The organism is Paenibacillus sp. An7 (assembly GCF_009870785.1).
GTDB lineage: Bacteria > Bacillota > Bacilli > Paenibacillales > Paenibacillaceae > Paenibacillus.
Map to the genome: position 1 here is coordinate 85,486 of NZ_WTWX01000003.1, position 11,548 is coordinate 97,033.

General features: G+C 44.3%; 12 protein-coding genes and 1 pseudogene. 9 read left to right on the forward strand and 4 right to left on the reverse strand.

Features of this window, described 5'->3' with window-relative positions; all coding sequences use genetic code 11:
- Positions 1–20: 20 nt before the first annotated feature.
- Complete coding sequence (locus GQY27_RS05660; RefSeq protein ID WP_160032580.1) at positions 21–941, reverse strand: DUF6612 family protein; 921 nt, start codon at positions 939–941, stop codon at positions 21–23.
- Between the two features lie 158 nt (positions 942–1,099).
- Complete coding sequence (locus GQY27_RS05665; protein ID WP_160032581.1) at positions 1,100–1,549, reverse strand: DinB family protein; 450 nt, start codon at positions 1,547–1,549, stop codon at positions 1,100–1,102.
- Between the two features lie 221 nt (positions 1,550–1,770).
- Here GQY27_RS05665 and GQY27_RS05670 point away from each other — a divergent pair, with 221 nt between their 5' ends.
- The 8 genes from GQY27_RS05670 to GQY27_RS05705 all read left to right on the forward strand — a co-directional run bounded on the left by GQY27_RS05670 (position 1,771) and on the right by GQY27_RS05705 (position 9,569).
- Positions 1,771–2,718, forward strand: a complete 948-nt coding sequence (locus GQY27_RS05670; protein WP_160032582.1) for a nucleoside hydrolase — start codon at positions 1,771–1,773, stop codon at positions 2,716–2,718.
- Positions 2,719–2,859: 141 nt separating this feature from the next.
- Entirely contained in the window at positions 2,860–3,327 is a 468-nt protein-coding gene (gene lspA / locus GQY27_RS05675) for a signal peptidase II (protein ID WP_160032583.1), read from the forward strand.
- 177 nt (positions 3,328–3,504) lie between these two features.
- Complete coding sequence (locus GQY27_RS05680; RefSeq protein WP_160032584.1) at positions 3,505–4,428, forward strand: prenyltransferase; 924 nt, start codon at positions 3,505–3,507, stop codon at positions 4,426–4,428.
- 361 nt (positions 4,429–4,789) lie between these two features.
- The gene (trhO, locus tag GQY27_RS05685; RefSeq protein WP_160032585.1) at positions 4,790–5,689 is read left to right on the forward strand and encodes an oxygen-dependent tRNA uridine(34) hydroxylase TrhO; all 900 of its coding nucleotides are present in this window, start codon (positions 4,790–4,792) and stop codon (positions 5,687–5,689) included.
- 21 nt (positions 5,690–5,710) lie between these two features.
- The gene (locus GQY27_RS05690; RefSeq protein ID WP_160032586.1) at positions 5,711–6,337 is read left to right on the forward strand and encodes a helix-turn-helix transcriptional regulator; all 627 of its coding nucleotides are present in this window, start codon (positions 5,711–5,713) and stop codon (positions 6,335–6,337) included.
- A 325-nt stretch (positions 6,338–6,662) separates the two neighbouring features.
- Positions 6,663–7,712, forward strand: a complete 1,050-nt coding sequence (locus tag GQY27_RS05695; RefSeq protein WP_160032587.1) for an ABC transporter substrate-binding protein — start codon at positions 6,663–6,665, stop codon at positions 7,710–7,712.
- A gap of 121 nt (positions 7,713–7,833) precedes the next feature.
- The gene (locus tag GQY27_RS05700) at positions 7,834–8,775 is read left to right on the forward strand and encodes an ABC transporter permease (protein WP_160032588.1); all 942 of its coding nucleotides are present in this window, start codon (positions 7,834–7,836) and stop codon (positions 8,773–8,775) included.
- The gene (locus GQY27_RS05705; protein ID WP_160032589.1) at positions 8,775–9,569 is read left to right on the forward strand and encodes an ABC transporter ATP-binding protein; all 795 of its coding nucleotides are present in this window, start codon (positions 8,775–8,777) and stop codon (positions 9,567–9,569) included. The genes GQY27_RS05700 and GQY27_RS05705 overlap by 1 nt, the downstream gene beginning before the upstream one ends.
- Positions 9,570–9,668: 99 nt before the next feature.
- Here GQY27_RS05705 and GQY27_RS05710 read toward each other — a convergent pair whose 3' ends face one another.
- Together GQY27_RS05710 and GQY27_RS05715 are read right to left on the reverse strand one after the other, a co-directional pair.
- The gene (locus tag GQY27_RS05710; RefSeq protein ID WP_160032590.1) at positions 9,669–10,250 is read right to left on the reverse strand and encodes a hypothetical protein; all 582 of its coding nucleotides are present in this window, start codon (positions 10,248–10,250) and stop codon (positions 9,669–9,671) included.
- Between the two features lie 30 nt (positions 10,251–10,280).
- The gene (locus GQY27_RS05715; protein WP_160032591.1) at positions 10,281–10,814 is read right to left on the reverse strand and encodes a hypothetical protein; all 534 of its coding nucleotides are present in this window, start codon (positions 10,812–10,814) and stop codon (positions 10,281–10,283) included.
- Between the two features lie 238 nt (positions 10,815–11,052).
- On the opposite strand from GQY27_RS05715, the pseudogene GQY27_RS05720 reads away from it, so the two are divergent.
- Positions 11,053–11,548, forward strand: a pseudogene (locus GQY27_RS05720) (DUF6385 domain-containing protein); the annotation flags it as partial.

Consider the following 11,548-nt stretch of genomic DNA (forward strand, 5'->3'; position numbering starts at 1 on the left):
CGCTATTTCTTATATGTCTTTTATGGAGTTGTTGTCTGCGCTGGCATCTGCTGTTCAACCGCATTATCGAGTACATCCTGCGGTATTTTTATGCTTTCTGTCTTATTGTAGTCCGTGAGTGAGCTGTCCATCTTCATTATGATCGAGAGTGCCTGACCATCCATGTCCATATCCATAGTCATGGAATAGACGAGATCTTTTGGATAGTAGGTCTCTTTATCTACACTATAGGAAATGTCCATGGTTTTAATGCTCATTTGCTGCATCATGGCCGCCATTTGCGGATCGGTAGCACTGCTTTGAGACAAGATGGCTGTAGCAAGTTCTTTGACTTTATCTCCGGAAAGTTTAGCTTTCAGCCAGTAGACATCTCCTTCTTCTTCAACTTGGAGATCACTTGCGATACTGTTCAGCTGTTCGAATTGGGAAGCTGTATTGGACTGATTCTTCATCTGTTCCAGCAGAGGAGCGGTGGATTCCTTAGGAAGGGTTACCCAAGTATCCTCGACCTGTGTGTATACTCCATCTTCCGTAATATATTGCTTTATCTCCTGTGTGCCCTCTAGACCGGGCATGGATGTTTTGATTTCTTGATAAGCAGCGATGGGGTTTAATACCACATCTGTTTTCATTTCCATATTCACATCTTGCTTTTGCTCTTCTCCCTCCATGGTAATACTGAGGTTTTGTTCGATTTTGCTATCCATAGAGTAACTCTTAATTCCTTTGCTTGCTTCTGTAATCCGTGTGATTAGTTCTTCTGCTGTAGGGGTTTGTTGTGTTTCTTCATTTACGTTTTCGTTGTTACCTGAAGTTTGATCGTTTGCTGCTGGTGCTCCTTCGGTTGTCCCCCCTGTGCTTGGCTCGGCATCATTATTACCGCAAGCTGCAAGGACGAGGACAAGGATGACCCCCATGATAAATACATTCCACTTTTTCAAAAGAAAATACCTCCCAGTTCAAGTTATTACTCATTACCCAAATTTCATAGAAATGAATTAAAAATTAGGAAATAAATAAACAATATAGAAAATAAAAGAAAAACCAGCCCATTACAAGCTTTGTATAGGACTGGCTAAAAGATGATAAATCTATGTTTTTACATAAAGAAAGGAAGTTCACTAACCCCTGCCACACGAGCAAATGTGAACAGTTGACCCTTATGATGAATTTCATGGTCAAGAGCCATGTTCAGGATGCCATAGCCGGGTACTGTTTTTCCGAACAATGCGATTTCTTGTTGCAGCTGCTCTTCGGTAATGGAAGCGAGCAGGGAGGATGTAGATTCCGTATAACGATGAACGAGGTTACGCACATCTTCCAAAGTGGTCCACTCATTTTTTGTTTGTGGGGGAGTGAATTCGCCGCGAATCAAGGTGTTTGCAAACATCTCCATCGATCCAGCAATATGAAGTGCGAGTTCTCCATAACTCATGCTGCCATCCCATGGTTTAAACTCAGCAAGTCCTTCTTGATTCAGATCAACGAGTTTATGTAGCACTTCACGGTGTGTGTTCCAACGATGGATAAAACTTTGCATTTCTAACATATAAATAATCCTCCTGTATAATCGTAATGAGTTCTTTAAAATGGTAACGAAAAGGAAGAAGGAATGCAAATAAAGGGGATATTGTAGCCGTATTAGAGACCATTCTAATAGGATGAGAGGCGAGATAAATACTTGCAAGAATGATGAGGAAAATGGTTCAATAATGAGAGATGTACATGCTTTTTTTGGTTAGAGAACATGACAACAGGGAGTGTATACAGATGAAACGAGTAATTATTGATACGGATACGGCAGGAGACGATACGATAGCGATCCTGACAGCGCTTCATTATTTTCAGGTGGAAGGAATCACGATCACCGGGGGAAATGTGGAATTTAATCAGGAAGTAGAGAACGCACTATATACTGTACAAGTAGCGGGAAAAAGCGGACAAGTTCCTGTATATAAAGGGATCGAGCGGCCCATGCTTACCCTTGGAACAGCTCAGCACCGTTATGTCGATGATGTACATGGGGATGACGGCATGGGCGGAGCTCATTTTCCAAAAGCAGTTCAGCGTCCCGAAACCAAACATGCGGTAGATTATATCATTGAGACGGTACATGCAAATCCTGGGGAAATTCATATTCTGGCGATTGCACCGCTTACGAACATTGCTATGGCGATTCAAAAAGACCCTACGATTATTCCGCTTATTCCTCATATCTATATCATGGGCGGGGCGAATAACGCACTTGGTAATATCACGCCTGCAGCAGAATATAACTTCTATACCGATCCGGAAGCAGCACGAATTGTACTCCACTCTGGCATCCCAATGACGATGGTCGGCTGGGAGATGTGTACTCGTTATTCGGTGATGGATGATGCAGACCATGAAGAAATTGCAGCACTGGGTACAAAAGGATCTCAATTCTTCATCGATATCAATAAAGTGGTTATGCAGTTTAATAAAGAGGTACATAAGCTTCCGGGCACCACACACCCAGATACGCTTCTGATGGCAGTGGCTGCGAATGAATCAATTATGACGAAGTCTGGCACGTATTTTGTCGATGTAGAAGCGGCAGGGCAATATACAAGAGGATACAGCGTTGTTGATATCAATGGTCGTCTGGGGCAAACACCGAATGTACGCGTATGTGAAGATATAGATCGTGGAGCATTTAAACAGATGCTGATCGATGTATTATCGGCGATCAACTAATGGAACTAGGAGGCACTCTCATTCGAAGGGGGCCTCTTTTGTATGCACGGATCTTTCATCTCACTTAGATGTACAAACTGCAGCTATGGTACATTAGTAAGGTACATACAGATTACATATTGCACGGATAAGGAGGAAGCGATGGTATTTTACTTTACGGCATTTCTTGTTATTCTGCTTGATCAGCTGAGTAAATGGTGGGTGCGTGACCATATTGCAATATCTGAAGTAATTCCTGTAAGGGGGATTATTTATGAACTCCAACATTATGAAAATTCAGGTATGGCATTCAGCTTATTTCAGGGGTATGCTCGTTTATTTGGTGTAGTTGCTGTCATCTTTATCTGTCTTATTCTTTATTATCGGTCCAAAGGGGACATTCAGGGCCGTATTTCGAATGCGGGAGCCGGGTTTCTTGTCGGCGGTGCAGCAGGGAATATGATCGATCGGTTCTGGCATGGAACCGTAACGGATTTTATTGTTTTCTCTGAAGGCGGAGGAATTATGAATATTGCCGATCTGGCTCTAAATGCAGGAATCATACTCTATATCATAGGGATGATCTTGAATTATTTTTCTTCTCAACAAAAGAAAAGGAATTTTCCTTAAAAGAATCAATTTCATAATACCTTTCGTTGCTTTCCTCAGAATCAACTTTTTTTGAATAGTATATAATTTTCCTATGACAAAATTGACGATTTGGGTGTATAATCTAACATTGTGTGAACATTGTCACAAAGTGTTTACACAATGGTCATGAATTTTTGTAGGAGGCTTTTATACATCATGAAGAAGTGGGAATTTTTTAAACAACTTACCCGAATCTTTTCGATAACGGTGATGATTGTTCCCGTGATTCTCGGAACGGTAGCTGCTTATGCAGTGACGAAAGAGTTTCATTGGTTTTTATTTTTAGTCACACTGGTGGGGGCTGTATCTGCACATATTTTCTCGAATCTCATTAATGATCTCTGGGATTACCGCAATGGGGCGGATACAAAAGCGGTCGAGCTAGAAGGTGACATTGCTACACACTCCGCGATTCTTACATCAGGTAAAATAACGGAAAAGCGTCTTGCAAGTATTACTTGGGCATTCTTGCTGCTTGCTGCGGTGTGCGGTCTTGTACTTACCATGATCTGCGGTTGGCCTATCCTGGCTTTGGCTGTGGTCGGAGCATTGCTTGCTTATTTCTATGTAGCACCCCCGCTGAAGTTGGGTTACCGAGGAAAAGGGTATGGTGAGATGGCGATCTTCATCTCCTTTGGCGTTCTGCCTGTGCTGGGTGCTTACTATGTACAGACTGGCGAATTTAATCTTACACCGCTGTTACTGTCGTTCCCAATCGGGATGCTTACTACAATGCTTTTGTATAATCATCATTTCTTGCACAGAAATGCCGATGCTGCAGCGGGTAAGGACACTTTAGTTGTCGTGTGGGGTGAAGAGAAGGGGCTTCGCGCATCAAAAATGATGACGAGTCTTGCTTATGTATTTTTGATTATCGCCGTTGCGTTTGATGCACTGCCGGTGTATGGTCTTATCGCTATCATTTCTATCATTCCACTTTATAAAGTGTATAAAACACTAAGTGACAAAGAAAATCCTACGGAAGCTTATTTACCTCTATTTGGAGCTTCCCAGCAGTCTTCCGTATTATGTGGACTGATGATGATTATTGCGTTATTCATTCAGATTTGGACAACGTAGTAACTGATTATATGGTACACAAAGGTTATCTCGAAGGATTCAGGTCCTTGCTGAGATGACCTTTTTTGATTTCAGGAATTTTTGCATTAAATAAAGGAGGATCCAGACAAGGCACTTAATCAACTTTTTATACCTTTATATTGACTAAGTGGGTCCACTTCGTTAGACTAGGAATATCATTTTGACCATGAATTTACATGTAGCGGCAGAGGGATCTTTTTCATCCTTCTTGTGGCTGCTTCTTGTTGTTTAGGGGTCTGTAATTGAATACGAAGTGAACGCCAGCAAGGTCTTTACTTCCTCGTTGTTGTCGTCTAATTCATAGCTTGGAACTATAAATAATGACAGGTGGAAACAGAGAATGAGTCAATCTAATTACCGTGTACTGCTGTACTATAAATTTGTCCACATTGATGATCCAGAGACGTTAACTCGGGAACATTTACAATATTGCAAGGATCTTGGACTGAAAGGCCGGATACTGATTGCTGAAGAAGGAATCAACGGAACGGTATCTGGAACTTATGAGCAAACAGAACAATATATGCAGGATATGAAAGCGAACCCGCTGTTTAGCGATATATGGTTTAAGATTGACGAAGTAGAAGGTCACGCGTTCAAAAAAATGTTTGTGCGTCACAAAAAAGAACTAGTGACTTTCCGCTATGAAGAAGAGCTGGATCCAAACGTCTTGTTCGGCAAACGTCTCTCTCCTAAGGAATTTTATGAAGAGCTGCAAAGCGACGATGTTGTGGTAATTGACGGCCGTAACGATTATGAATATGAAATTGGACATTTCCGCGGAGCGATCCGCCCTGATGTCGAGTCTTTCCGTGAATTCCCGCAGTGGATTCGTGAGAACCTGGGTGACGTGAAAGACAAGAAAGTCATTACGTATTGTACGGGCGGTATTCGCTGTGAGAAGCTTACCGGTTTCTTGCTAAAAGAAGGTTTCCAGGATGTCGCTCAGCTTGAAGGCGGAATTGTTACTTATGGTAAAGATCCTGAGGTTCAGGGCAGACTGTTTGACGGTAAATGCTATGTATTTGACGAACGTATTTCTGTACCGATTAACCGTACAGATGAAGATATTGTGATTGCTTCCTGCTATCACTGCGGAACGATAGAAGACCAATATGTGAACTGCCCGACATGTAATTTACAGTATGTGTCCTGTGATTCTTGTGCGGAAGAGCATGATTTGTACTGTTCGGATGCTTGCCGGGAGAAAGCGAACGTAGCGGCTGCTTCGATCTCATAAACACGAAAGCAGGTGATTCTTATGAGTGCACCAAGAGATATGTCAACACGCCAGCAAGTGCTGCACATGTTAAAGCTTCAAGGTCCGCTGAGTGCCCGTGAGATCACTGCCGAACTGAAGATTACAGAGATGGCGGTACGCAGGCATCTTGCAACACTGGAGAAGGACGGGTATATTGCCCCTCATTTAGTTCGGCAGACTGCTGGACGTCCTTCTGCCGTGTATGGACTCACGGATACAGGTGAAACATTGTTTCCCAAAACCTATCCAAAAGTTACGCTGGATCTGCTTGAGGAACTGCAAGACGAAGCCGGTGAGGAAATGATCGATCTATTGTTTGAGAGGCGCAGAAACAAGCTTCGCGAACGATATATTAAAGAGATGGAAGACAAAGATCTAGAGAGCCGTGTTCATTCTTTGGCACGGATTCAAAATGATGGCGGTTATATGACTGAACTTACGGAAGACGAAGAAGGTTATATTCTGCGTGAATATAATTGCCCGATTTCTGAGGTTGCAGATGTATACCAACAGGCATGCCGCTGTGAGTTAGAATTATTCGAATCCCTGCTGCAAGCTTCAGTAACCCGCACCGAATGCCTTGCCAAAGGCGGACGCTGCTGTACGTATAAGATTAAACCATCTTAATTATGAAAACGTCAGAATGGAACTTAGGTTCTATTGTGGCGTTTTCTTTTTGTTTTTGTAACTTCCAGTAAAAGTAGTAATTGACGAATAGTACAAGCACCCGTAATATTAGGGAAAAGTTGTTTCTGACCATGCGTTAATAAACGCGTGGGTGACCCGTTTTTTAATTCTTGCAAACGGTTCATCTTGGAGGAACTTGAAGGGATGATGCCTTTTCAGCTCCGCATGCTTTAACACAGTAATGCTATTATGTAACACCGTATGTAAGAGATGTGTATGAAATGGGAGTACAGTAAGCGAGAAGAAAAAGAGAGGGGTCTTATATATGAAGAAAAAAATGTGGATGTCTTTGATTCTTGGTGCTTCGATGGCTTTGGCAGCAGGTTGTGGAAACGATGCAGGGAGTACGGGTACGAACGGTACCTCGGGCGGGGAAGGTGGAAATTCGGCAGGCGAGAAGAAGGTGTATACCATTGCGATCTCGCAGTACGTTGAACATCCTTCGCTAGATGTCACAAGAGAAGGTTTTATTGCTGCTTTGAAGGACGGTGGTCTGGTAGAGGAAGACAATCTGAAGATTGACCTCAGCAATGCCCAAGCCGATGCTGCGAATAACCTATCGATTGCTCAGAAGATTGCTACAGATAAAAGTGATCTTGTGCTCGGTATAGCTACCCCTTCTGCTCAAGCTGTTGTCCAGCAGGTAAAAGATAAGCCTGTACTATTCGCTGCTGTAACAGATCCTCTTAATGCAAAACTTGTGACCAATCTAGAAAAACCGGGCGGCAATGTTACAGGAGCATCGGATACAAATCCAGAGGCAATTAAGACACTGGCTTCTTTCATTGCAGAGCAATTGCCGGAGATTAAAAAGGTTGGCCTTGTACTTAATGAAGGAGAACCGAATGCGGTAGTTATGGCGGGGAATGCGGAAGCAGCTTTCAAGGAGCATAATATTGAACTCATCAAAGCCTCAGTAACGAATACGTCCGAGGTACAGCAGGCAGCAGATTCCCTAGTCGGCAAAGTCGATGCCCTCTACATTACACTCGATAATACCGTGGTAAGTGCAGTAGATACGATTATCAAAATTGCGAACGATAAAGATATTCCGTTCTTCTCCAGTGACCGTGATACGGTAGAGAAGGGTGCATTCGCAACCGTAGGTTTTAAATATTTTGATCATGGATATCAAGTAGGCGAAATGGCTGTAGATATTCTAAAAAATGGCGCAAATCCAGCCGATCTTGCGATTACCGTACCAGACAAACTTGATCTTATTCTTAACCTCAGTGCCGCTGCAGAACAAGGAATTGAAGTCACAGAGGAAATGAAGGCAAGCGTAACAGATCAGGAAACCAATATTATTCAGTAATAGGTTAGACAAGATGTATGGTATTTAAGTTAGGCAAGCTGAATGGTAGCTAGGAACAGGACAGCAATGTGCAACAGGGCGGGACTCCCACCCTGTTCTCTTTAACTAGGAGGAGAAAAGTATGGTTAGTACACTGCTCGAACTGCTTGCATCCACGCCAAAAGCGATTGAGCTGGGGCTATTGTATGGACTCATGGCACTGGGCGTATATATTACATTTCGGATTCTCGACTTCCCCGATCTAACGGTTGACCAAAGTTTCACGACAGGCGGAGCCATTGCGGCGGTGATGATTACAGCGGGACACGCTCCTTGGGTTGCCACCCTAGCTGCTTTTGGCGGAGGAGTTGCGGCAGGAGCATGTACAGGACTGCTGCACACCAAGGGAAAAATCAATGGCCTGTTATCCGGTATTCTGATGATGATTGCTCTCTATTCGATTAATATGCGAATTCTGAAAGCTCCCAATGTGTCGCTGATTAATACGGATACCCTGTTTACAGGCGTATCTCCTCTGTATTTCATGCTGATCATTTCCGTTGTCATTATCTTGCTTCTTGATATTTTCTTTAAAACGAATCTAGGGCTTGCCCTTCGTGCGACGGGTGACAATGAGCGTATGATTCGCAGCTTTGGTGCAAATACAGACATAACAAAGCTCGTAGGGATCAGCTTGTCCAATGGTCTTGTTGCTTTGTCCGGTGCTTTTATTGCACAGCAGTCTGGATTTGCAGATATTTCGATGGGGATCGGCATGATCGTGATCGGACTGGCTTCTGTCATTATCGGAGAAGCGATCATTGGTAAGCGGAGTATCTTCTGGGCGATTGTTTCCGTCATTCTTGGTTCGGTTGTATACCGAATTGTAGTCATGTTAGCTTATCGTATCCCATGGCTGGAGACTTCTGACCTGAAGATTATTACTGCAGTAATCGTCATTCTGGCGCTGCTTATTCCTTCCACTCAGCGGAAAATAAAACAGAAGAAGATGGCGAAGAAGCGGACGGCAGATCTGTTATCTGGATCGGGATATACAGGGAAAAATATAGGAGGTGGTCTATAATGCTGCACATTGATCATGTCTCCAAATTATTTAATCCAGGTACGGTAGATGAGAAGATTGCATTGATGGATGCGAATTTAACCTTAAACCAAGGTGATTTCGTAACGGTCATTGGCAGTAATGGCGCAGGCAAATCTACCTTGATGAATGTGATATCAGGTGTACTGAAACCCGATGCCGGAGAAGTGAGAATTAAGGATAAGACGATAAGCGGCTTACCTGAGTATAAGCGGAGCCAGTGGATCGGCCGGGTATTTCAGGACCCGATGGCAGGGACTGCGCCTCAGATGACAATAGAAGAGAATCTGGCGATGGCTTACCGCCGAGGCAAATCGAGAGGGCTTTCTTTTGGAATTAGTAAGGGGACGAAGCATCTATTCCGGGAACAACTGGAGAAGCTCGGGATTGGACTTGAAAATCGGACTAGAGCCAAGGTAGGACTCTTGTCTGGCGGGGAAAGACAGGCGCTCAGCCTGCTTATGGCGACATTTACTCGCCCTGAGATTCTGCTTCTCGATGAGCACACTGCTGCACTGGATCCATCGCGGGCTGAGCTGATTACCAGCATCACAGAAACGCTTGTCCGAGAAATGAACCTGACCACCCTGATGGTGACTCATAATATGGAACAAGCGATTCGGCTAGGGAACAGGCTGATTATGATGGATAAAGGCCGGATTATCCTTGATGTAAATGCGGAGCGTAAAGCAACCCTGACCGTGGCTGAACTGCTGCGGGAGTTCGAGCAGATCAGCGGAACAACGCTAGCCGATGATCGGGTTGTTCTTGGATAGAACCATGTTTATAGAATGGAACAGGAAGCGGGCACTCTTAGAGTGCCGTTTTTTTTCGCATCATATTCTACATGATTTAATAGATTCCATACGTTCTGCTTAGACCTCCCACCAGACGAGGTTGGCTGTACTGGCAAGAACCCCTGCAACGGACAAAGCGCCGCTTATGGTTAGTGTGAAAGATTGACCTGGAGGAATGATAAAATCACCGAACTCATTATATTCAAGGGGTCCTGCAGCTAGAGGCATGGAGAGGATCGAAGTTCCTCCCGTAGAAGCAGAGGTAGATGAGCGGACGGTCATTAGGCTTGTGTTACTGCTTGCAAAATTTAAATTAGATGCTGTCAGTGTAGTCGGTGCTGTTAAAGTACCATTTCTAATGATCGTCATTGATCCGGAAAATGAGGATAACAAGCTAAGCGAAACATTGATGCCGCCCGAAATGCGAGAGATATAAGCGGTTCTTCCACTGCCTGCGGGATTGGTCAGCTGTATGGTAATGATAGAAGATCCTCCAAGCAGTCCGAGCGTAGCTGAGTTCGTTGCTCCTGCTGTAAATAGTCTTCCCGCCTGACTTGCACTCGCTTCTGTAGGAGCCGCTGCGCTTGGAGACTGATACGTATTTAGTTGTAGCTGCTGCAGAGGTTTGTTCGCATTACTAAAAATATGATCGTTAGGCATAGAGCAGTATCCCTCCTTAGAAACTTTTTTTTAGAATTCCCACCAGCTTACATTGATGGACCCCGTCAGTGCACCGGTTCCAAGACTAAATGTTACGGATTGACCTGGTGGAACAATAATCGTCCCTGGAAGACGGATATCATAAGCGCCAGAGGTTAGGGGTATGCTCAGGATGCTCACAGGACCTCCTGTAATGGAACCGGCCACTTGCTGCGCCGTCATTACACTTGTAATCGGGCTTCCAAAAAGATTGTTAATCGGGGTTAATCCAGCTCCGCCGGTTAACGTACCTCCCCTGTATAAAATAAGCGAAGCAGCGGCTGTAGTACCCCCAATCGCTTGTGAGAAGTAAAGAGTGCGACCGCTGCCTGCTGGATTAACCACCTGTAATAACAGACTGCTTCCCGAAGCTAACGCAATGTTTCCCGTTGTTAAGGAGAACAGTCTTCCAGCGGCAGCAGCTCCTGCATCAGGAGTAGCTTCAACACCAGGCGATACATAAGTGTTCATCTGCTGTGTATACAAAGGCCGATTGGGTGAATTAAATACATTATAGTTGGTCATGGATCTTCCTCCTTTAGTAGAATTCAGTTCCTAAATTCCATCTGTTATGGTTATTTGAACACGGTTGATGATAAGTATTATCCAAGACTAGTATATGGAAAAAGCGCGTATTTGGTTTGGGTTGTCCTTACCCTGAAAAAAAGAGTGAGGCTTAAGCCGTTACGACTCGCTAGGTCCTGGCATAGAATGACGTAGCACTGCTGTGGTGTTAGATCATGTTCTATGGAGGAGGCCCTTGATGCCAAACTTTTCGAGTTTTAACTTAAACCCCGACAATTTAAGGACGCTGATATATGGCACGGACAATGAGGAAGTATCCCATCCTGTGCGTACGGATCCATCAGGTAACCTGGTGGGTGTTATTTTGGATGGTACGATTAGTAACATGCCTAGTATCACGAGCGTATCCATTACAGCGGGTACAATTACAAGTGTACTCGGTGCGACAATCACGGCGGGGACACTTACAAGTGTGCTCGGAGCAACGATTACGGCAGGAACACTGACGAGTGTACTGGGAACAACGATTACAGCAGGGACCATAACGGGAGTGCTGGGAGCGACAGTGACAGCAGGAACACTCACGAACTTGCTGGATGGAACGCTGACAAGCGTGCTTGGAGCGACAGTCACTGCAGGAACACTCACGAACTTGTTGGACGGGACACTGACAAGTGTACTCGGAGCAACGATTACAGCGGGAACGCTGACGAGCGTGCTAGGAACTACAATCA

What these genes read in the sequence shown, in the direction of transcription:
- GQY27_RS05665 (WP_160032581.1), bottom strand. Translation starts at nt 1,549, where the DNA reads ATGTTAGAAATGCAAAGTTTTATCCATCGTTGGAACACACACCGTGAA.
- GQY27_RS05670 (WP_160032582.1), top strand. Translation starts at nt 1,771, where the DNA reads ATGAAACGAGTAATTATTGATACGGATACGGCAGGAGACGATACGATA.
- lspA (WP_160032583.1), top strand. Translation starts at nt 2,860, where the DNA reads ATGGTATTTTACTTTACGGCATTTCTTGTTATTCTGCTTGATCAGCTG.
- GQY27_RS05680 (WP_160032584.1), top strand. Translation starts at nt 3,505, where the DNA reads ATGAAGAAGTGGGAATTTTTTAAACAACTTACCCGAATCTTTTCGATA.
- trhO (WP_160032585.1), top strand. Translation starts at nt 4,790, where the DNA reads ATGAGTCAATCTAATTACCGTGTACTGCTGTACTATAAATTTGTCCAC.
- GQY27_RS05690 (WP_160032586.1), top strand. Translation starts at nt 5,711, where the DNA reads ATGAGTGCACCAAGAGATATGTCAACACGCCAGCAAGTGCTGCACATG.
- GQY27_RS05695 (WP_160032587.1), top strand. Translation starts at nt 6,663, where the DNA reads ATGAAGAAAAAAATGTGGATGTCTTTGATTCTTGGTGCTTCGATGGCT.
- GQY27_RS05700 (WP_160032588.1), top strand. Translation starts at nt 7,834, where the DNA reads ATGGTTAGTACACTGCTCGAACTGCTTGCATCCACGCCAAAAGCGATT.
- GQY27_RS05705 (WP_160032589.1), top strand. Translation starts at nt 8,775, where the DNA reads ATGCTGCACATTGATCATGTCTCCAAATTATTTAATCCAGGTACGGTA.
- GQY27_RS05710 (WP_160032590.1), bottom strand. Translation starts at nt 10,250, where the DNA reads ATGCCTAACGATCATATTTTTAGTAATGCGAACAAACCTCTGCAGCAG.
- GQY27_RS05715 (WP_160032591.1), bottom strand. Translation starts at nt 10,814, where the DNA reads ATGACCAACTATAATGTATTTAATTCACCCAATCGGCCTTTGTATACA.